Source organism: Intrasporangium calvum (assembly GCF_028446585.1).
Classification (GTDB): Bacteria; Actinomycetota; Actinomycetes; order Actinomycetales; family Dermatophilaceae; genus Intrasporangium; species Intrasporangium calvum_A.
Genome location: NZ_JAPFQL010000019.1, coordinates 21,201 through 41,578, shown reverse-complemented (window position 1 = coordinate 41,578; position 20,378 = coordinate 21,201). Strand labels below are relative to the sequence as shown.

15 protein-coding genes and 1 pseudogene are annotated in these 20,378 nt (G+C 66.5%); 7 read left to right on the top strand and 9 right to left on the bottom strand.

From position 1 onward, the window contains the following. Positions 1–69: 69 nt before the first annotated feature. Positions 70–1,334, top strand: a protein-coding gene (locus OO014_RS06185; RefSeq protein WP_272461413.1) for an IS3 family transposase whose coding sequence is annotated in 2 segments (ribosomal slippage) — positions 70–424 and positions 424–1,334 — 1,266 coding nt in all. Because the reading frame shifts where the segments join, the coding sequence is not laid out codon by codon here. Between the two features lie 225 nt (positions 1,335–1,559). On the opposite strand, the gene OO014_RS06180 is transcribed toward OO014_RS06185, so the two are convergent. Continuing rightward, complete coding sequence (locus OO014_RS06180) at positions 1,560–1,994, bottom strand: hypothetical protein (RefSeq protein ID WP_272461412.1); 435 nt, start codon at positions 1,992–1,994, stop codon at positions 1,560–1,562. Further along, positions 1,991–2,404 (bottom strand): hypothetical protein, encoded by a 414-nt coding sequence (locus OO014_RS06175; protein ID WP_272461411.1) that lies wholly within the window; start codon positions 2,402–2,404, stop codon positions 1,991–1,993. Before OO014_RS06175 ends, OO014_RS06180 begins: the two co-directional genes overlap by 4 nt. A 411-nt stretch (positions 2,405–2,815) precedes the next feature. Between OO014_RS06175 and OO014_RS06170 the strand changes: the two genes are divergently transcribed. Both OO014_RS06170 and OO014_RS06165 read left to right on the top strand, forming a co-directional pair. Beyond that, a complete protein-coding gene (locus OO014_RS06170; RefSeq protein ID WP_272461410.1) occupies positions 2,816–4,369 on the top strand; it encodes a hypothetical protein in 1,554 nt (517 codons plus the stop codon). After that, positions 4,366–4,707, top strand: a complete 342-nt coding sequence (locus OO014_RS06165; RefSeq protein WP_272461409.1) for a signal peptidase I — start codon at positions 4,366–4,368, stop codon at positions 4,705–4,707. The genes OO014_RS06170 and OO014_RS06165 overlap by 4 nt, the downstream gene beginning before the upstream one ends. Before the next feature lie 467 nt (positions 4,708–5,174). Here OO014_RS06165 and OO014_RS06160 read toward each other — a convergent pair whose 3' ends face one another. Next, the gene (locus tag OO014_RS06160; RefSeq protein WP_272461408.1) at positions 5,175–5,945 is read right to left on the bottom strand and encodes a DUF6994 family protein; all 771 of its coding nucleotides are present in this window, start codon (positions 5,943–5,945) and stop codon (positions 5,175–5,177) included. Positions 5,946–6,034: 89 nt separating this feature from the next. Next, positions 6,035–6,343, bottom strand: a complete 309-nt coding sequence (locus tag OO014_RS06155) for a hypothetical protein (RefSeq protein WP_272461407.1) — start codon at positions 6,341–6,343, stop codon at positions 6,035–6,037. A gap of 109 nt (positions 6,344–6,452) precedes the next feature. On the opposite strand from OO014_RS06155, the gene OO014_RS06150 reads away from it, so the two are divergent. The 4 genes and pseudogenes from OO014_RS06150 to OO014_RS06140 all read left to right on the top strand — a co-directional run bounded on the left by OO014_RS06150 (position 6,453) and on the right by OO014_RS06140 (position 11,264). Beyond that, positions 6,453–6,743, top strand: a complete 291-nt coding sequence (locus OO014_RS06150; protein WP_272461406.1) for a hypothetical protein — start codon at positions 6,453–6,455, stop codon at positions 6,741–6,743. A gap of 134 nt (positions 6,744–6,877) precedes the next feature. Next, positions 6,878–9,856: a MobF family relaxase gene (mobF, locus tag OO014_RS06145; protein ID WP_272461414.1), complete on the top strand. Its 2,979-nt coding sequence runs from the start codon at positions 6,878–6,880 to the stop codon at positions 9,854–9,856. Positions 9,857–9,884: 28 nt separating this feature from the next. Next, positions 9,885–10,097, top strand: a pseudogene (locus tag OO014_RS19355) (DUF7662 domain-containing protein); the annotation flags it as partial. A 102-nt stretch (positions 10,098–10,199) separates the two neighbouring features. After that, positions 10,200–11,264, top strand: coding sequence for a DUF6884 domain-containing protein (locus tag OO014_RS06140; RefSeq protein ID WP_272461405.1), 1,065 nt, complete (start codon positions 10,200–10,202; stop codon positions 11,262–11,264). A gap of 89 nt (positions 11,265–11,353) precedes the next feature. Here OO014_RS06140 and OO014_RS06135 read toward each other — a convergent pair whose 3' ends face one another. From OO014_RS06135 to brxL, 5 genes are all read right to left on the bottom strand, one after another. Next, positions 11,354–12,367 (bottom strand): DUF932 domain-containing protein, encoded by a 1,014-nt coding sequence (locus tag OO014_RS06135; RefSeq protein ID WP_272461404.1) that lies wholly within the window; start codon positions 12,365–12,367, stop codon positions 11,354–11,356. Positions 12,368–13,102: 735 nt separating this feature from the next. After that, complete coding sequence (locus OO014_RS06130; protein WP_272461403.1) at positions 13,103–14,206, bottom strand: endonuclease NucS domain-containing protein; 1,104 nt, start codon at positions 14,204–14,206, stop codon at positions 13,103–13,105. Positions 14,207–14,356: 150 nt separating this feature from the next. Then, positions 14,357–16,084 (bottom strand): GTPase domain-containing protein, encoded by a 1,728-nt coding sequence (locus OO014_RS06125; protein WP_272461402.1) that lies wholly within the window; start codon positions 16,082–16,084, stop codon positions 14,357–14,359. After that, positions 16,081–18,060 carry a GTPase gene (locus OO014_RS06120; RefSeq protein WP_272461401.1) on the bottom strand — a complete coding sequence of 660 codons (1,980 nt, stop codon included), beginning with the start codon at positions 18,058–18,060 and terminating at the stop codon, positions 16,081–16,083. The genes OO014_RS06125 and OO014_RS06120 overlap by 4 nt, the downstream gene beginning before the upstream one ends. 138 nt (positions 18,061–18,198) lie before the next feature. Further along, positions 18,199–20,370, bottom strand: coding sequence for a BREX system Lon protease-like protein BrxL (gene brxL / locus OO014_RS06115; RefSeq protein WP_272461400.1), 2,172 nt, complete (start codon positions 20,368–20,370; stop codon positions 18,199–18,201). Positions 20,371–20,378: the final 8 nt, after the last annotated feature.

Sequence of the window (20,378 nt, the reverse complement as noted above, 5' to 3'; positions counted from 1 at the left end):
GGGCCCTGACCCTGGTTCTTGGACACGCTGAATCCAGCATGTGCTGGGGAAGCGAGATGATCCTGAACCATGGCCCGCAAGAATTACTCCGAGGAGTTTCGTCGGCAGGCCGTCGACTTGTATGAGTCCACTGCGGGTGCGACGGTGCGTGGCATGGCCGAGGACCTGGGTATCGAGCGGGGCACGCTGCGGCACTGGCTCGACCTGTATGGGACGGGCAGGAAGACGGCTGCTGACGGGACGTTGACCCGAAGCCCCCTCAAGCCGCAGCACCTTCCCGAGGCCTCAGGTCCCGGTGGGCAGGACGAGACGCCCGAGGCGCGGATCGCCCGGTTGGAGGCCGAGAACGCCGCGTTGCGCTCGGAGCAGGCCAAGCTGGTGGTCGAGCGTGACATTCTGCGGTCGGCGGCCAAGTATTTCGCTGGGGAGACGAACTGGTGAGCCGCTTCCAGTTCGTCGCCGACCACCAGCACGCCTTCGAGGTGAAGCGGTTGTGTGAGCTCGTGCAGATTGAGCGCTCGTCGTTCTACGCGTGGCAGGCCGCGGCCCCGACGCGTGGGGCACGGGCGGCGTCCGATGCCGAGCTTGCTCAGAGGATCCGCGAGGTCCACCGGGAGGACAACACGATGGGCGCGCCGCGGATCACCGCCGAGCTCAACGACGGCGTCCCCGAGGCGCAGCGGGTCAACCACAAGCGGGTCGCGCGGGTGATGCGCCAGGAGCAGATCCGCGGCTACCAGCGCCGACGGAAGGTGCGCACCACGATCCCCGAGCCGGCCGACGCGAAGGTGCCCGACCTGATCGGGCGGGACTTCACCGCGGCCGCGCCGAACCAGCGCTACGTCGGGGACATCACCTACCTGCCGATCGCGGACGGGTCCAACTTGTACCTGGCCACCGTGATCGACTGCCACTCGCGCCGTCTGGTCGGCTGGGCCCTCGCGGATCACATGCGCACCGAGCTCGTCGTAAATGCCCTCAAGGAGGCTGCCGCGACCCGCGGCAGTCTGGCCGGGTCGATCTTCCACACGGACCACGGGTCGGTCTACACCTCAAAGGAATTCGCCAACCTCTGCGCCGCGCTCGGGGTGACCCAGTCCATGGGGGCCGTCGGCACGAGCGCGGACAACAGTCTGGCCGAGGCGTTCAACGCGACCTTCAAGAGAGAGGTCCTGCAGGACGCGAGCTGCTGGCCCGACGAGACCACCTGCCGCCGGCAGGCATTCCGGTGGCTCACCCGGTACAACACCCGCCGACGCCACTCCTGGTGCCGGCACATGAGCCCCGTCGCCTACGAGGCCCTCACCGCCGCTACGCTCCCGTCAGCGGCGTAATCCCACCCCGTGTCCAAGGACCGGGGTCAAGGCCCTGGTGACCGATCGCAGGCTCCTTGTCGGTATGCCGCTGGGCTCGGTCACGTCCCTGTGGTGGCGTTCGTTGGTGGGCTTCCACCCCGACCTCTCCCAGTCGTCGGTCGTCCTGGACTATGGCGATGGATACCCCCGAGCCCTCTCGGGTCCGGACGTGCCATCGCTCGTGGTCGTAGGGGTCGTGGCGCTCTACGGAGTGACCGCACTGGCGGAGCACGCGGCACTCGAGCCGTTGCGCGACCCGGTGGCCTGAGAGCGGACGATCTGCACCTGGCGACGGGCGTAGTGCCGTTGCGTGCGGGTCAGCTCTGCCTGCTCGGCGAAGAGACGCAGGAGTCCTGGCCAGCCCGACGGCGACCCGGCCAGGAGCCGATGGAGGGCCCGTCGTGCGGCGGGCGCGAAGCCGAGCTGCTGGAGCATGCGCTTGGTGCAGGCACGCGAGTTTCCTCCGGCCACCTTGGCCGTGATGGTCTTGAGCGGGTCGTCGGCACCGCGAGCTCGCGCATCTTCCATTCGCGAGATGAACACGTCGAGCACTGGCTCAAGCTGCATCACGTCGATGTCGTCGTCGGTGAGGCCGAGCTGCTCCGCGGCCCATCCCTCGAAGGTGTCGGAGGCGATCATGACGCGTCCTCCAGCGAGTCGGAGTCGACGAAGATGACCGGGTCGCCGGGGGAGACGTTGGTCAGCCCGTGCAGCGCGTCGGCCTGCGCTGCCCTGGCTGAGCCGGAGGCCCCTCGCGTGGCGACGCCCCGGAGCTTGATGTACAGCTCGATCGGCGTCAAGGCGCGGGCCTCGCCAGCGTGGGCAACGAGCCACTCCATGGCCGCGAGCAGCTCGACCATGGCGTGGTCTTCCGTGACGGCGATGCTTGAGGAGGACCCCAAGGGCGTCACCAAGCAGAGGCCGCGAGTGCAGATCCCCAGTTCGACCGCCCGCCAAAGTCTGTCGTATTCCGGTGTCCCTTTGCTGAGAGTGGGGCATGCCGCCAAGGCTTCGGCGACGAGGTGACCCCTGATCTCGTTCTGCTTCATGCCAAGCTCCTTGCTTGTCTCGCTCGGGGCGCCGGCAGGCACCGGGCATTTATCAGTTCTCCTCCACCCGAAGGGCGGTTTGCCGAGGCGGCGATCAATCTGTGGACAACTACTTCAGCTATGAACTCGGTTATCCACAGAAGGCGCTCGCGGCCCGGCGGCGGTCACCGGTAGCGGGCAAAATGCCCAGCAACCGGTCGAGGCAAGGGAGGACGGCGTGAGTCCTGTCAGACGCATCACGAAGGAATCGCTCTGCGAGCCAAGCGTGTCCGCTGCGCCGCGCCATCGACGCACCCACCGATCCATGACCCCAAGTCAGCCAGCCATCACTCCCGGTCACCATGAACCGGGAGTGCACTGGCAATGCACCCGGCCACGCGTCGCGCTCATGACCGATCAAGGGGGAGCACCATGAGAGTGGTTGTCGCGGAGTGGCGCCCGCCCGAGGCCTGCCAGCTGCAGCAGGCGATGCGCCTGACCAACGAGGCCTTCGCCGAGAAGCTCGGGGCTGCGCCTCGGACCATCGCCAAGTGGCATGCCAACTCTGCGATGCGCTTGACGCTGGAGATGCAGCAGGCTCTGGACACCATGCTCGACCGCGCCGGCGACGACGTGAAGCATCGCTTCGCCCAACTGCGCGGCGACGTGCCCGATGGCCAAGGGCGAGAACGCTCCGAGCCCTTGCGTCGACGCCTGGACGCGGACCGGCACATCGCGTCCGCGCTCGACTGGCTGGACGGCATACGACACGAACCGTCCGGGATATCACGCCGCGACGTCGAGGCGCTCCTCGGCGGAGTCGGTGCCGCACGAGTCCGCGAGGGTGCCAGGGCGCGCGGGACAGTCGACCGCTCGTGCGCTGCGCAGGTGGTGCGCGACTTCTACGGCGACCCGCCCCCGGGGTACGGGAACGTGAGCGTCCACGGTGGCCCCCGCCGACACGCGACCACGATCCTGTCCCGGAAGGAATGGCTCGCGGGGCGACTCGACCTGCGGGAAGAGACCGGCGCGTTCGAGCTCGTCCATGGGATGCCCGCCGACGACGTGCCCGTCAGTCCGGCGATCGCCGATGCCGCGTTGCAGCGCGTGGCGGAGATCCTCGTCGGGCGCACGAGGTTCGTCGATGCACCGGTCTACCGATTGCTGCGGGCACCCGAGGGCGAGCTCGCCACGGGGACGGAGTTCGCGGTCGACACCTTCGCGCACTACGCCCTGACCTGGGATGTCCTCGAGGCCGAGGTGGCCGACTCCGCGCTCGGCCGTAGCGAGGGGCTGCCGCTGCGGGAGGCATTGCTCCCGTCGATCGGAGCGGTGCTCGAGCCGACGGGGAGGCTCTGCGCCGGGGGAGCGCAGGCCCTGTGCGCCTTCGCTCGACCAGGGGCCGGCGGACGCCCGGGCGACTACCTGCTGCTGATCCAGGAGCGCAGCCCGCGGGTCGTAAACGCGACGGGCCGCCTCGCAGTGATCCCGAAGTGCTTCCATCAGCCGATCAACGACGTGGCAGGCGACGTCGGCGTGGGACGCACGCTGCTGCGCGAGCTCGAGGAAGAGCTCCTGGGCCGGGACGAACTCGATGTCGGGTCGAATGACGCAGCCGCTGACCCCATGCACCCAAGCCGGCTGAGCGAGCCGATGAGGTGGCTGTGCAAGTCGCCCGACTGGGACCTGCAGATGACCGGGTTCGGGTACAACCTGATGAGCGGGAACTACGAGTTCGCCTCCGTCATGGCCGTGCACGACGAGACGTTCTGGATCCGGCATGGCGGAGCAGTCGAGGCCAACTGGGAGGCAGCGCGCCTTCGGGCCTTCTCCTCGCTAGACCGCGACGGACTTGCGGCACTGCTCAATGAGCCGGATTGGTCCGACGAGGGGCTGGTCGCGTTCGCACTAGGGTTGCGACGACTGGCCGAGCTGAGCCCCGACAGGGTGAGGCTGCCTCCCCTCGAGATCGGAGTCCAGACGTGAGCATCGCCGCAGGAAACGCCTACGAAGATGGCAGCCCCTACCGTGGGTGGATCGTCGGCAACTTCATCGAGCCGGCCGACAGCATCCGCAACTCCAACGACGTCGAGATCAAGTGGGGAGCGCACGCAGCCGGCGAGGAGCGCCCGGAGTGGACGACAGGCGAGACCAGGACCTCGATCATGTTCCTCATCTCGGGACGGTTCGTGCAGAAGCTGCCCGACCGCGAGGTCGAGCTCTCGAAGCCAGGGGACTACGTGATGTGGGGCCCGGGAGTAGTCCACGCGTGGAAAGCGCTGGAGGACTCGGTCATGCTCACCATCCGCTGGCCCTCAGACTGAGCGACCTCTGGAGGAATGGATCGCGCACCATTACAGACTCACGCCGAGGCTCACGCGACTGCGGGTCTCGGAAATCGGCGGCGACGCCGTGCCGGTCGGTCAGCGGACGTAATCGCCCCGAAGACAATCCCGACATTGCGTCCGGCCGCCGACCGTGTGACGCTCGACCACGATCAACCTGCCTGGCTGGTCATCCGCCACGTTGACGACCGTGGAGCACCAGCCGGTGTGGAACGTGGAGCCAGCGCGAGTCACGAAGACCTGGCCAGGCTGGATCACCGGCCAACCATGTGGATCGTGTAGCACCTGCTCCACTGGCTCGATCCCGCCCAGTTTCGCTGCCTCCGCGAACGCTTCGCGGCGGCGCCGAGTTGTCGCGCTCTGCGAGCGACGGCGGCGGGCTGGCATGCGTTGACCGTAGCCGCGGGGGCGGACGGTCGCACGGCAGCAGTCCCTGCAACGCTGCTTCACGGGCGACGGGGTTCCTCCTCGATTCGGGAGGGGGCGAGATGCTCCGCGCACCAGGCCGCGATGCGCTTGTTGCGCTCGAGAACGAACTGGATCGAGGCATCGCGAAACCGCGTGTAGGCGTCGAGGTCGGCCGGCATGGCGGGGGACACGAAGTCGTCGAAGGGCAAGAAGAAGTCGACTGCGCCGTAGTCGTCGGTGACCAGATCCTGGAGCAGGAAGAAGTCCACGTAGCCGCGGAAGTCGCCAAAGAGCGCCAAGAACTCGGAATAGCGCGCCAACGTTTCGCCAAGCGGCGTCCGGGGGTCACCCGCGTAGTAGCGGCGAATGCACTCGAGGGTGAGGTCCATGCGGTCCCCGATCCGGCGATTCATCCCGCGGGCCATGTTGATGGTCCATTTCCCGTCCACCATGTTGCTCGGGAAGATCATCATCCCGCCGATGGTGTAACCGATCCTCTCGAATCGCTCGACGTCAGCCTGCGGGATCTGTCCAATCAGCCCGGCCATGGACGGCCGGAAGCTGTAGGTGGCGATCACCGAGTCGCTGCTGAGGAAGAACTCGCCGAGATCCGACGCATGGTGCAGATAGGTCCAGGGCGTCGTCGTATCGAGGCCGAACTCGTGACCGTTCGGTAGCGGTTTGCTCCAGAGGAGTTGGTGGTAGCGCCGCAGCGTGGGACTGCTCTGGTCCGGGTCGGATGTTGTCGCGTCGGTCCGGAAGTCGAAGGCTATGTCGATGAACATGGGACGGTTGGTCTCCGAATGCATGTCTTCGCCCAGGGCGCGAGCTTGGGCGCGTGTCGCCGATCTTCGTCCACTTTGGTCAGGGGGAGCGCGCCGGTCAACGCCCGAAGGGCTCAGATCGACGGCTGAGACCCTGTTGGACGAGACGCGCGATTCCCCGCGACATCCCGTGACGCGAGCCGGCGGATCCGGCGAAGATCACTCTCCTCCTCGGCGAGCAAGAGCGCCGCTCTGCTGATGCCCGAGCCCTCGATCAGGGTCGACTTGGCAGCGTCGAGCTCGGCGTTGGCCGTGTCGAGCTTGCGCTGGACGCGGTCACGCGCTCGCGTGGCGAGCTCGACGGACTTGAGGGCTTCGGCTTCGGCGCGCTGGGCGTCCTGGAGTCGCTTGCGTGCGTCGGGGTCGACGGGGAGTGGGCACATGAGGTTCGCCTCCGATGTGGGATGTGCATGGTCGCAGGTCCTACGTGCGGCACGGGCCACTATTTGCACCGGCTCGAACAACCGTTCGAAGAAGCGTCACAATGGGTGGATGGCAGGAGGCATGGGACGTGGGCGCGGGGTGCCGCTGCGCGACCGCCCCGTGGTCACGCCCGGGCTGGCTCCACCCCCACGAGCGAGCCGCCGTCACTGCTGGGTGGAGGGGCCGGCGGACCACCCGGGCCCGTGGCCAGGCGTGATCGTCGAGTGGCGTCGGGATCAGCCTGCCGGCGACTGGACCGCGCTCGTCGTCTACGTCGTCTCCGAAGGCTCGACCTCGACCACCGTTCACACCTGGCTCTCCGCACGCTTCCTCCGCCCCGCCGACACGGTCAGCCCCTGAACCGCCCGCCCACCGCCGTACCCCCTTGCCACTGCCCCCGGGCCACCCAGCCAAGCCCTCGAGCCACACGTCTGGCACCCGCTGCGCGGGTGGCCCGGTGGTGCCCCGCCCGGCCCGTGAACCGAACCGTGACGATGTCCATCAGGCGGATGACGCTGGGAGCGGGGTACCGCTACCTGATGTCCTCCGTGGCCCGGATGGACCAGGCCGGCCCGGCGGCCGGGCTGCAGGCGTACTACGCCGCCGAAGGCACCCCGCCCGGCAGGTTCCTCGGCGCCGGCCTCGCTGGCCTCAACAATGGTCAAGGCGTCCAGGCTGGCTCGGTCGTCACGGAGGAGCACCTGTGGCGGATGCTGGGCGTGCTCCAGGACCCCGTCACCGGCGAGCAGCTCGGCCAGGCCCCACCCGCCCACCGCACCCAAGCCGTCGACCACCTCGGAAGGCCCAAGAGGCCGCCGCAGACCGTCGCCGGTTTCGACCTGACGTTCTCCGCGCCGAAGTCCGTCTCTGTAGCGTGGGCGCTCGCCGACGACCCCACCCGCGCCCGCATTTACGCCGCCCACCGGCGCGCCCTCGAGGCCGTCATTGCCTACGGCGAGAGCCAGGTCTTCGCCACCCGGATGGGCAAGGGTGGCGTGGTCCAGGAGGACATCCGAGGCATCATTGCGACCGCGTTCGACCACTGGGACTCCCGCGCCGGCGACCCGCAGCTGCACACCCACGTCGTGGTCCTCAACCGCGTCCAGGCCGTCACGGACGGGGCGTGGCGCACCCTCGACTCTAAGGCTCTCTACCGCGCCGCGGTCGGCATGTCCGAGCTGTACAACGGGGTCCTCGCCGACGGGTTGACCGCCGAGCTCGGCTGGGGCTGGACGCCGGAGCAGCGCCGCCGGTCGGCCGAACCGAAATGGGAGGTCGACGGCGTCTCACAGGAGCTGCGGGAGCACTTCTCCCAACGCTCGAGCGCGATCGAGGCCGCCAAGGACGACCTCGTCGCCGCGTTCGCCGCGGCGCACGGCCGGCAGCCCACCGCCCGCGAAGTCATCCAGATGCGGCAGCAGGCTACCCTCGCCACCCGCGGGGACAAGCACGTCCGACCCCTGCGGGAACTGATCACCGAGTGGAAGGACCGCGCGCGCCCTTTCGTCGGCGCCGACCCTGAGAGCTGGGTCGGAAACCTCGCGAAGCGCACCCCGCCGCGGCTGGTGGCCGCGGCCGATCTCGACGACGGATTGCTGCGCGACCTCGCGACCGTCGTGCTGACCAAGGTCGCCGACAAGCGCGCCACTTTCACCCGCGCCAACCTGCTCGCCGAAACCCTGCGCGAGCTGCACGGGGTCCGCTTCGCCACCACAGCTGACCGGGTTGCGGTCGCCGAGAAGACCGCGACGTATGCCGCTGGGCGGGCCGTCATGCTCACTCCACCAGAGGTTGGGCTGGTCCCCGACGCGCTGCAGCGCCCGGACGGGTCGAGCAAGTTCCGGGCCCGCAACAGCGAGCTCTACGCCACCCAGGAACTCCTCGACGCCGAAGCTCGCCTCCTCGACGCAGCGGCTGTCACCGGCGCGCCGACCGCACCCACGCCCGCCGAGCCGGACCCCGCCGAGGTGGTCGCGGCTGGCCGGAAGGTGCTCTCGGCGGAGCAGGCCGCGGCGGTGTCCGCAGTCGTTACATCCGGCCGCCGGCTCGACCTGATCGTCGGCGCCGCCGGCACCGGCAAGTCGACCACGATGGCCGGCGTACGCGCCGCCTGGGAAGTAGCCCACGGAGCAGGCTCGGTCATCGGACTGGCCCCCTCTGCCGCGGCAGCGGAGGTCCTCGCCGACGCCGTCGGCGTCCCCACCGAGAACACCGCCAAGTGGATCACCGAACACCGTCGCCTCCCCGAACGGCGTCAGGAGATCGAGTCGTATGCCGCTCGGCTGGCTCGGGCCTACCCCTCCCAAGCCACCCGCGAACTGCAGAAGCAAGCGGCAGCCAGCTCAGCGGCATACGACAGGTTCAGTCTGCGGCCGGGGCAGCTGGTGATCGTTGACGAGGCATCCATGGCTGCCACGATGGACCTGGACTACATCACGTCCGCGGCCGCGCGGGCGCGCGCGAAGGTACTGCTGGTGGGGGACTGGGCCCAGCTTTCGCCGGTGCAGGCTGGGGGCGCCTTCAAGCTGCTTGTTGACACGCGGCTGGACGCGCCCGCGCTGCACGACGTGCGCCGATTCAGGAACGAGTGGGAACGCGCCGCGTCGCTGAAGCTCCGCGCCGGCAGACCGTCCGTCGCCGCTGCCTACGTGCAGCATGGGCGGGTCGAGTCCGGCGGGCGCGAGGACATGATCGACCTCATCTTCGACGGCTGGCTGACCGATGTCCGCGCTGGGCGGGCGTCACTGATGCTCGCCGCCGACGCCGAGACCGTCGCGGACCTGAACGCCCGCGCGCGGGCGCACCGCGTAGAGGTCGGCGAGGTTGCTCCGGAAGGGGTGCGGCTCGTCGACGGTGTCACGGTCGGCGTGGGTGACGTGGTCGTGACCCGTCACAACCATCGGGCCCTGGTGGCCGGACGCGGGTGGGTCAAGAACGGCGACGACTGGATCGTTCAGGCCCTCGGCGCGGACGGTTCGATGCGGGTGCGGCGCGCCGGCGGGGGAGCGGTCGCGCAGTTGCCAGCGGCGTACGTTCAGGCGCACGTCGAGCTCGGATACGCCAGCACGGCGCACCGTGCGCAGGGCCGGACGGTCGACACGGCGCACGCCTACGTCAGCGCTGCGACGGTGCGCGAGCCGCTCTACGTGATGGCGACCCGCGGTCGGGAATCCAACCGGCTCTACGTCGACACGACCTACAACCCGGACGTGGCAACCAGCCACGAGGACATTAACGAGGCGGACCCGGTCGAGATCCTGGAGGGAGTCATCCGGACCAGCGGCGCAGAGCTGTCGGCCACGGCGACGCGTCGGGCTGAGGAGGAGGCCATACAGGCCGAATGGCGTCGGCTTGCCCAAGGCGGGGCTGTTCTTCAGGTGGATCGCCGGCGGCGCATCAACGCTGACAGTCGGGCTGAGGAGGCACGGCTTCAGCACGACCGCAGCCGAAGTCCCGGCGGCCCAAGCCTGTGATGAAGGGGCTAGCTGGGACACTGTCTGTGTGTCAGCGAACTGGCGTGAGCTCGGGGACTTGCTGCGGGACCAAGACAGCCAAGTGACTCTGTCCTGGGAGCGCTTAGGCGAGATCGTCGGTGGCTTACCGGCGTCGGCTACGAAGCATCGCGCTTGGTGGTCCGGAGACCGGCCGCACGTCAATGCGTGGCGCTCGGCCGGCTTCCGAGTCGCACACCTCGAGCAGGGCCGGAGCGTCACCTTCGTACGCGAGGCTGAGGGGGAGGCGAGGCCCGACACTCACGACCGTTACTCCACCCGCCCGGCCCGAGCAGCTGGCACGGTGTCTGGGAGCTCACCGTCGGTGTTGCTCGTGACGTGCGTGAAGGGCAAGCGGTCGGCGCCCACTGAAGCGCAAGACCTCTACACGTCACCACTGTTCCTCAAGCAGCGCTCCTACGCGAAGGCATCCGGCCTCCCGTGGTTCATCCTTTCCGCGGAGCACGGGCTCGTAGCCCCCGATGAATGGCTGGCGCCCTACGAGCGATTCCTCCCAGACACCCCGCCGGCCTACCGCGATGTTTGGGGTCGGTGGGTCGTTGCCCGCCTCGAACTCCTGCACGGAACCCTCGCCGGAACAACGGTCGACGTGCACGCCAGCGATGCGTACATCAAGGCCATCGAGGCACCGTTACGTGCAGCCGGCGCGGTCATCCACGCCCCACTGGCCGGGCTCTCGCTGGGGGAGCGGCTGCAGTGGTATGCCGCTGAGCTGGTTCCCGATGGGCGTTCCATCTCGGCCTTACGGGGTTCAGACCTCCAGCGCAGTGATGTCGAGTCACTCGTAGACCAGCTCGCCGCGTTCCTCGGTGACGAAAGCAACGCATGGACCGTGCCGCAGCTCCTCGCCTCAGACCGGAAGCCGCTTCAACGCCCCGGTCTCTACAGCTGGTGGGTCGATGACCACGGCGCTGGTGACCTCACCCTCACACTCGGACAGCCGGTCGCTCCGGGGCTCATCTACGCGGGGCAAGCGGGAGCGACGCGGTGGCCGAGCGGTCGGCGCTCGAGCAACACCCTTTGGGTCCGGCTCGCGGGTATGCACCTGGGGAAGAAGCATGAGTTCTCTACGTTCAGGCGAACGCTCGCCTCGCTGCTCGGCCCTACCGACTCGGCCGGGAAGGTGGACGAGCGAGCCCTGACTGCTTGGATGACCGAGCGCCTCCGCGTGATTCCGGCGCCTGTCGACGACGCAGACATCCTTGGCGCAGTCGAGCACGGCGTCCTGCAACTCCTCGACCCGCCCCTGAACCTCAAGGGCATGGGCGCCTCCGCAGTCCGTGAGCGGCTCAAGCAGTCCCGACACCCCCTCCGCGGTAAGCGCGCTGCACGCGGTGAAGCGTCGCGAGACCCCTCGCTGCCGCAATAGCGCGTCCTGGGTCACACGCGTGGCAAGGAGTGGCACTGATGATCGCTGCACCAGCTCTCAATCGACTTCGCGCGTCCCGGCTGGGGTGCTTACGGAGATTGAATCGACGACAGGGTCTTGAGGACTTTCGCATCGATCTTGTCGAATCCGCCGGTCGCGGCGCGCAAGGCGTTCCGCTCGGCGCGAGAGCGTTGTGCCCTTGGCTGCCCTGCGGCGTAGTGATGTTGGAACGTGTTGACGGCAGCGATGACGCCATAGGCCGTTCCCCGCCACGGCTCGACGCGGGGATCCTTACGCCACAGGTAATCGACTGTTCGCCGTGCCTCCAGGTTCGGGTGCTTGGGAAAGCGGTCCTCGTCCTTCAGCGGGAAGTGGGCGAGGAGGAATTGGTGCCATTCCGCCTCGCTCACCTTGATCGCGCATTGCTCACGAACGTGGGCCTCGAAGGCATCCTTCGTGACGTGAAGGAGGTCGAGCGCCTCTCGTGCGTCATGGACGTCGAACCAGCTGTGCTTGGTGTGTCGGATGCGAAGCTTTGCCGCGTTCTCGTCCTTCAGCGCAGCGTTCAACGTGTTATCGCATACGACCACCTGGGCGCCTGTCAGGTAGGTCGTTGAGGCGCTCCCGTCGAGCGTTGTGGTCGCAGTCAGGAATGGGCGAAAGTCCACGCCCTCGCGGGTTTTCACGGTTTCCGGCACCTCGACTTGCACCCATGCCCGTGCTCCGTTCTTGAGCAGACCTGCTGAGCCGATGCCAGCCGAGTCACCAAGCAGACCGCTCACGTTGTCGAGGAGCCAGGACCGGTATGGATGCACTGTGTACGAGGCGCTCACGATCCCCAAGACTTCGCCGGTGTCGCTGCGCACGATGGCCTTGTGGCCGTGTGCCTTGGCCATGGTCAGCCCGAGATCGGCGTACAGATCTGCTTCGTCGGGATCCCAGTGAAACAGGCGACGCTCGACGTCCCCGAGGGGGATGGACCCAGGGTAGTGGTTCGGCTCGGTGCCTTGGTCCGACTTGCGGTAGTGCCAAGCAGTGCCGCGCTCTTCAGTGAAGCCGATGAGCACGTTCTTATTGAGCCATTCCATTGACTCGGTTGACATCAGTGATCCCCCGCGTGGTGAGTTTGATCGACAGGAGGACCCTAGCTGGCCTCGAGCCGGCAAATACGCACTTCAGACAAATCGCCGTGAAGGGTGACCCTGTCCGCCCTTGCCGTCACAGGCCGCTCGCGACATCCGCACGTGGGCTCTGGTGCAATCGTTCCGGTTCGCTGCCGTCTGGAAGACAATGGCCCCCATGTCGATCAAGGGTGCCGTTCATCACCATTCGGTCTATGTCATCGAGGTTCTCGGGGGTCAAGCCAATGAGGTTTACGTTGGTCAGACTTGGCACAGGCCCGAACACCGCCGGCAGCAGCACATCGAAGGGCCGAGGAAGCGTGGCCGCGTGTTCAAGCGGCCCGGCCGAAGAGTGGGTGTACTCCGCCCTGAGCTGCTTCCTCCCCTGATCGAGCCGATGACCCGAGAGGTCGCTGCGGCCGCGGAGCAGTATGTTGCAGCTGTCCTGCGGTCTCGGGGCTTCGTGGTCCACGGCGGCCACTGACGAGCCACAAGTCGAGGACGCTTATGACGTCTTGGCAGTCAGAGCCCTCCTTGGGTCGAGGCGTCCGACGTCCCTACGTCGGGGTCGTGCCGCGGCCGGCGGGGGTGGGAGGCCGCACTCGAAGGTGCCGTCCTGCGGTCTCAGGGTGTACATGACACAAGCCGACTTGCGCTGGTAAGCGCTGCTCGAACTCCTGCAGCGACCGCCCTTTGGCAGTCCCTGCTGGGATGGGCTCACGAGTCGCCACCCTCGAGGAGGTCGAAGTGCTTGGCGAGGCGTTCGAGGGTGAACTCTTGGCGGAGCTTGCAGGCACTGTTCTGGTTCGCGAACATGCCCTTCTCCCAGTAGGCCTGCTCGGCCGGCACTGCCGTGAGCCACCGCACGGGCACGACCCACTCCGCCATCTCGTCCGTCTCGATAGCTCCGTTCTTGCCATGCTTGTAGGTCCCGGCCAACGGCAGACTGGCCAAGGCGGTCTGCGCACCGTCGACGGTCACCCGAGCCTGGTCAAACCGTCGTGCCGGTCCTGTGACTTCGCCGATCGCCACGTATCCCTGTTGCGGAATGCACACGTTAACCCGCGCCCCCTCGGGCAGGTCGCGCAGGGTGCGCGAGTACCAAGGCCCCCCTCCTGCCGAAACGAAACCGTACTTTCGGCCGTCCTCCCAGACGCGCCCGCCGCTGTAGGCGCCAAAGGAGACGAACCAGTCGTGGCCGTTCCAGTCGGCCAGCTTGCCCTTCTTCTTCGGGTATGCCGCGGCGCCATTGTCGCTGTCGTCCACCCGTGCCAACCATGATCGGGCGAGGTAACGCCGTCCGTCGTCTTCGAGATACGAGAAGAAGACGGCGTTGACCGGGACGCCAAAGGTCCGCAGGTAGGTGACGATCCGCTCCGAGCCAGGGTCGAGGTCGGTCGCCACGATCGTCAACCGAAGGGCCGCATTGAGTTCGTCGGGAGCTGGGGAGCCGAACACACCCGCAAAGGCCGCTTCGAACGGCTCGTCGAGGTGATCGTTGGCCAGGTCGATGACCGCTTCACGGTCGAGGGAGCTCACCCATGAGCCGTAGTCAAGGACCTGAGCCACGACGTCGCGCGGCGTTTTGTCCCGCTTCAACTCAAGGACATGCAGGTTGCCGTCAATGTCCATCGCGAGCAGGTCGATGAACTTGCCGTGCGGGGTGTGCACCTGTCGCCCGATAACGAGGAGGCGCTCACCAAGGAGTGAAGGATCCTGTTCCAAGTAGGTCTCGAGCGTCGCCTCGGACGGCAGCGTTGCTGAGGCGAGTCGCTTCGGGGCGTCCCCGTCGATCCGCCACATCCCCATCTCCACCGGCATGACTCAAAGCCTCCTCGAAAACGCCCGCGCGTGCATGGTGTTGAGCAGCGAGCCAAGTTGCCAGGACGAAGTCCGCCACGTCCACTGCTTGGGTCGATCCCACTCACTCACTGGTCCGTCTCAGTCTGCACAACCGTTGGAGCGTTGAGCTCACCCGATCGCCCCTACGTCGAGGCGATCAAGCATCGCGTGCGCTTCCACTTGGATGGCCCTGATGTCGCGGTCCAACTCGCCTCGCATGGCTCGATTGTCCAGCACGGTTCGGTTGACCTCGTCGATCTCTCGGATGGCGGCGCCGAACTCGGCGTTGAGCTCTTCGCGTACGTTGACGAGCGTCCTCCTTGCGATGTCATCACTCTGCGACAGGACGTTGGCGATGAGCGAGTTTCGGCGACGGACCTTCTCTCGCGTTGCCTTCTGCTCTTCGCGCTCGTCCCTGACGACTGCGTAGGCTTCCAAGGCGACGGGGAGGACGACGCTCCCAACCTTGGCGATCCTGCCGATGTTGTTGGCCCAGCGGACGGCTTGGTAGGGCTTGAACTTGATCCCTACATGCTTGCCAACGTTGTAGACGATCTTGTGTCCGGGGCTGCCTGCCGCCTTCTTGACGCCCTCGCCGGCGCCCCAGTTCTCGCTGAACTTCTTGAGATGCTTCGCGGCCTCGCGACCCCACGCAGGGCTGCGTCCAGGCTTCCCGTCCTTCGGTCGGGTCATTCCGGCATCAACCGCGATTGGCTCCGCTCCAACGTCGCCTTGGATGACGAGCTCCGTCAACTGGTGGGCATAGGGCGAGGCTTCGATCTCGCGAACCTCGGATGTGAAGTCGGAGAGCTGGAAGTCGAGCACCTCCCGCACCCCCTGCAGGAATCGCTCGTTGGCGACGTTCAGCTCGTCGTTGAGCGCTTGGGAGGCGGGTTCGAGTTGCGACCAGTCGGGGGAGTCCGCGTCCTCGATCGACTCAGCCGCATCCGCAAGTCGCTCTGCCGCTCGGATGCAGGTGGTGCGGAACTCCGTTGCCTGACGCTCAAGTGCAGAGTCTACGAGGTCGCGGCGATTCGTGAGTGCCCTGCGTTGACGCGCGAGGACGGCGAGCACTGCCTCCTCGTTGGCATCATTGGCCAGCGAGGCGAGTGCCTCACCCGCAACGAGTGCAACCTGCTGGAGCGGTACGCGGAACCGAGCGAGGTCACCTCGCTCGCGGGCGATCGTGTTGATCAGGTCCTTGAGCGCAGGGAGGTTGGACGCCTCGATACGACGGGCTGCGCGTGCGGGGTCGACCTCATGGAGGCCGTCAATGTAAGTCTTGGCATCGCACTCGACCCACGGAACCCGGTCGGCGAAGATCCCGAGCGCCTCTCGGACGGCCGCTTCACGTACACCCTGTGCTGCAGCCAGGCTCCGGCTCTTCGTGACCACCACGAGGAGTTGCGGTGCCTTCCTCAGATCCTCAGTTACGTGCCGAAGGTGAGACACGAGCCGGTCGTCGAACAGGTCGACGGTGACCGTGAAGAGGACGAGGTCGGCGCTGCGAAGTGCCTCCTCAGCCAGGTCGTCATGCCGGTCGAGGCCAGCCTGCACCCCTGGCGTGTCGACCAGGTCGACGAGCCCGTCCCAATCGAAGACATCGACCGTGTCGGTCGCCACCGCGGAGTCGATTACCACCTCGGCCCCCTCGTCGGTGAGGGCGTGGATCAGGGTCGACTTGCCGCTGCTGTACTGCCCGGTAAGCACCATCCGGGGGCGTTCATGGGGATGAATCATCAACAGCGCCTGTAGTCGAGCACCCTCGTCAGCGGGTAGCTTCGCGAGCCGCTTGGCGAGCCGCTCAGACAAGTCACGCACTGCAGCCGGTGCAGAGTGGTACAGAAGGTCGGTCATGCTGAGGCGCTTCCTTTCGCGCTCGGGTCCAAGATCCCGATCTGAGTGCCGAGGTGGTCTGACAACGTGGCGGACCATGCAGCAAGCACCTGATCCGGTACTTGAGCGTCGGTCACGACCACGGTGTCCTGGTGACGGCGGCAGATGGCCTTGGGAACCCGCTCGGTAAGGCCCAGGACGTATGGCCCTGCGTAAGCGCCCGACGGCCCGGTGGAAGGGGCACGGCCAAAGGACAGCAGCTCGGGTGACGAGGGCGGAAAGAGCCAGGCCTCGGCCAGCGCTTCCTCCGTCACCTGGACGGCCATGCAAACGCCTGGGAGACGGGTCACCCGGCGTACGGAGGCCGCGAGGCGGGGTCGTCCATCCGACAGCAAGAGACAGCCAACGGTCTCACGGTCCAGTGCCGAGACTGCCGTGGCGATAACAAGAGCCTGCGCTGCCAGGGCATCGGCGACCTGGAGGGCAGCGGCCTCCGAAGTAGCCTGCCGCGCGAATCCTGCAGCCAGGTCATGCCTGACGCGATCGATGGCCTCGGCGACCACGCCAAGGGTCTGCCGTTCGAGGTCGCCCAGAATCTCCGTGATCTGGGTCCGGAGCAGCTCGCGGTTTGCCTCAAGGATCTTCGCTTTGCTCGTGAATATCGACTGGACCTTCTTGCGAAGAGGCGTGATGAGCAGTGAAGCGGTGGCTCCGACGACTGCCCCCGCCGGCCCTCCCACGGAGAAGCCGATCCAGGCCGCTGCGACTGCTCCACCCATACCCACTGCCAGCCCGGCTGCCTGACGCTTCCAGAGGCCTCTGAAATCGTGGATCCCCTCGACCTTGAGGTCCGGGAGGACTGCCGATGCCCACTCCCGCTGCGCGCCCGCGCATTCGTCATTGACGGCGCGCTCGAGTTGGGTGAGTCGCTCCTCCAATGCCTTGTCGAGCTCAGCGACAAGGCCCACCTGCTCCGTCTCCCACTCGTTGGCAACCTGCGGGCCGAAGTCCGTGACCGTCTGGTGCCACCCCTGCCGCCCACCCACGGCGCGGACGACGTCGTCTTCCAACGATTGTCTGCACGCCTCGACCAAGCGGGCAGTCCGACGTTCTTGGTCCTCGCGCATCCCTCGGCCCACGTGCACGGTTTCTCGAACCCGCTGCTCGACGAGGGCAATTGCATTCCCGACGGTCTCTGCTTGAGTGCGTACCTCGTCGGCCTCGCGCAGGACCCGTCGGGCCCTCCGTCGCTCGCGGAACTCTCCTTGCAAGACACCAAGCAGCGCATCAACTCGGCTCGCCTGCCTCAGCGCCGAGCCGGCGATGGCGTCGGTCCGCGCCTGCCGCGCAGCCTCGGCGTGCAACATCACCTCGGCAACGGGGCTAACGCCTTGAGAGGAGAGGTGGGAGCGGATCGTCCTGAAGTGACCTTCGTGCTGCTCGAACACTGCGTCAGGGTCCTCCAGGAAATCCTCGCGATCGAGATCGTCGACGAGTTGAGCCCGACAGTTCAACGCGACCACAACTGGCTTTCCCTGGTAGGCCACCGCCCGCAGCGATTGCGCCGTCTCCTCCTGAAAGGAGTCGTTGCTCGCGACCCACAGGATGAGATCCGCTCCAGGCACTTCGGCCATCGCTAAGGCGACGTCCTCCGCTCCGTCCTTCGCACCCACACCCGGGGTATCGACGATCTCGACCTCGGGCATGTCGTTAGCCGAAGCGGCGCACACGTCGCGGGAGGTGCGCTGGGCGCCCACACCTATGCGATCCGATGCCCCGCGGGTGAGCGCGGCGAGCAGTGTGCTCTTCCCAGCCATGGTCCGCCCCATGAGGACGACGCGCATCGGGCGAGCACTCGGCGGCGCGTCGACTACTTCCACAGCCCTCAGCACCTCGACGAACTGCCGAGCGGTCTCATCGGCAACCACCGCATCCAGCGATGCGCGGTGAGCATCTGTCAGAGCCGCTCGGCACGCCGCGACGGCCTTCGCATGCATGGGAAGGGGGTCTTCGCCCTGCGTTTCGGGGCCGAAGAGCTGACCCTTCGCGGATGGGCACCAGTCGTGGCGCGACGTTCGGGGGCTCATCGGCGGAGGTCTCGTGGGGCTCGACCGGCCACCGACAGTCTCGCCGCGCTACTCCCGCGAGCCATTACGGCTCTTACCCTCGTTGATGTAGGCCACGCTGAACGACTTCACCTGGCGGTATTGCTGGAGCTTCCCTGCGAGGTCGAAGGCGTCGGTGCTGACGAACTGGAAGATGTCCAGACCGCGGCCGAGGTTGATACGCCAGCCCGAGTTGGTGACGATCGAGCGGTCGTGGATGGTGGCGTCGAACTTTACGTCGAGGGTGATCCCGGCGACTGCAGCGGCCTGCTTCACGCGGAGCAGGAACTCCATCTGCTTCTGGAGCTTTTCGGGTCCGTCCGTGTTCTCACTTGTCACCAAGAAGACCTTCACCTCTTCGGCAGGGTCCTTGGACAAGGCGATGAGCTCGATCAACTCCATGAGGTTCCGCGCCTGGTGGAACTGGCGGATGTACGGGTCGACGATGGTGATCTCGGTCGCGCCGCGAAGGTACGGCAGGATCAAGGTCTCGTACGAAACACCGCGCTGGTTCTCCTGGAAGTCTCGGTGGCCCTCGAAGAGCGGCGCTGGCTGGGCGGCCTCCTGCGCTGGCAGGGCCGGAGTGTCCGTGTCTCCTGCGTCAGCACGCGCAGACGACTCTTCGCCTGCACCGTCAACCACCCGCCGATGGTGGTAATACGCCGGGTACTCGTCCTCCTCCAAGGTCGTGACCGTGTGCCATTCACCGGCCTCGTCGCGGTACCCGAACTTGACTTCGGTCATCGTGGAGTCGATGCGCAGGATCTGGTCTTTGACGCGCTTGCGTCCCTCGATAGCGAACCGCAGGATCTCCCCGATCTCATCCTTCGTTGCCTCACCGTGCGGGTACAGGATCTTCATCAGGCCCGAGAAGGTCTTGTGTATCCCGTCCCGATCTCGTGTGGAGATGTCCGAGCCGAGCGTGAAGTGCTGCTGGTAGCGATCCGAGTAGTCAGCGTTCCGCATCGACTTGAGTACTTCTGCGATGTAGTCCACGACGAAGCCGTAGCCCTCAGAGAACATCTCCCCGCGGATCGTGTCGACTTCCCATCCGGGAATGTAGAAGTGCAGACGGTCAAGGTAAGCAGCGTCGTGGTAGCTCTCGGGGAGCTCGTCGAACAAATCGGAGTGCTTGAGCATGTAGGGCACGTTGTGAGAGGTGTTGCCCACGAACACCATGGACGCCTCAGCCCCTAGCGTCTCGATACCACGGCTGAACGACTTGTTCGCCATGTAGTTCTTCATGATGTCGACCAGTGCCTTGTCAGTGCGCTTCTTCTTGCCCGCGAACTCGTCGAAGGCGACCACATCCCAGTAGCCCACGAGACCGATGCGGCCGTTGGAGTTGTTGACGAAGAGCTTGGGGACGGTGACCTCGCCACCGGAGATCAACATGCCGTGGGGTGAGAACTCCGAGAAGATGTGCGACTTGCCGGTCCCCTTCGGGCCGAGCTCGACCAGATTGTAGTTGCGCTCCACGAACGGGATCAGGCGAACCAGCTGGATGAGCTTGGCACGACGACCGAAGAGTTGGGGGTTGAAGCCGATGGACTGGATCAGCAGGTCGATCCACTCCTCGGTCGAGAACTCGCGTCGCGATGTTGTGTAGGAGTCGAAGTCGAAGTGGGACAGCTGGATCGGCTTGAGCGAGCCGAGCTGCCACGGCACGACACGGGCATCGTCGAAGTGGAAGTAGTCGATGTCGCAGATGCACCACACCCCGCCGACCAGGAGCTTGGGGTGGGCGTTCACGGTGGAGGATTCGACGATGACACCTCGGATGCCGAGGTTGGAGAACTCCGCCTCGTATCGGTCGTCCTTGTCGTTCAAGGACACGGTGACTTTGTCGATGATCTTGTACCGCCCCCTTTCCCTGATCGTCGACTTCACCAGCTCCGACTGGTTCCGGTGGACGTAGTGGTCGGCGAGGATCTTCCGGACAGCGTCGATGCCGGCCCGGATGGTGGCCTCGTTGTCTGAGGCGGCGTACTGGCCAAGCAGGTACTCGAGGACGTAGGTCGGAACGATCGCGTTGCCCTTGACAGCCTTGACCAAGTCCTTGCGGACGACGACCCCTGCGAAGTACTGGTTGATCTTCTTGTCCAGCGGTGTCTGCTCGGGGGCTTGGTCGGGCGAGGGGTCCGCAGCCACCCCTTCGTCAAGGCCTTGCTCGTTCGCGTGGAGGTCGGTGTCCTCAGCCATGCATGCCG

What these genes read in the sequence shown, in the direction of transcription:
- OO014_RS06180 (WP_272461412.1), bottom strand. Translation starts at nt 1,994, where the DNA reads ATGATCGCCTCCGACACCTTCGAGGGATGGGCCGCGGAGCAGCTCGGC.
- OO014_RS06175 (WP_272461411.1), bottom strand. Translation starts at nt 2,404, where the DNA reads ATGAAGCAGAACGAGATCAGGGGTCACCTCGTCGCCGAAGCCTTGGCG.
- OO014_RS06170 (WP_272461410.1), top strand. Translation starts at nt 2,816, where the DNA reads ATGAGAGTGGTTGTCGCGGAGTGGCGCCCGCCCGAGGCCTGCCAGCTG.
- OO014_RS06160 (WP_272461408.1), bottom strand. Translation starts at nt 5,945, where the DNA reads ATGCATTCGGAGACCAACCGTCCCATGTTCATCGACATAGCCTTCGAC.
- OO014_RS06155 (WP_272461407.1), bottom strand. Translation starts at nt 6,343, where the DNA reads ATGTGCCCACTCCCCGTCGACCCCGACGCACGCAAGCGACTCCAGGAC.
- OO014_RS06150 (WP_272461406.1), top strand. Translation starts at nt 6,453, where the DNA reads ATGGCAGGAGGCATGGGACGTGGGCGCGGGGTGCCGCTGCGCGACCGC.
- mobF (WP_272461414.1), top strand. Translation starts at nt 6,878, where the DNA reads ATGTCCATCAGGCGGATGACGCTGGGAGCGGGGTACCGCTACCTGATG.
- OO014_RS06135 (WP_272461404.1), bottom strand. Translation starts at nt 12,367, where the DNA reads ATGTCAACCGAGTCAATGGAATGGCTCAATAAGAACGTGCTCATCGGC.
- OO014_RS06130 (WP_272461403.1), bottom strand. Translation starts at nt 14,206, where the DNA reads ATGCCGGTGGAGATGGGGATGTGGCGGATCGACGGGGACGCCCCGAAG.
- OO014_RS06125 (WP_272461402.1), bottom strand. Translation starts at nt 16,084, where the DNA reads ATGACCGACCTTCTGTACCACTCTGCACCGGCTGCAGTGCGTGACTTG.
- OO014_RS06120 (WP_272461401.1), bottom strand. Translation starts at nt 18,060, where the DNA reads ATGCATGCGAAGGCCGTCGCGGCGTGCCGAGCGGCTCTGACAGATGCT.
- brxL (WP_272461400.1), bottom strand. Translation starts at nt 20,370, where the DNA reads ATGGCTGAGGACACCGACCTCCACGCGAACGAGCAAGGCCTTGACGAA.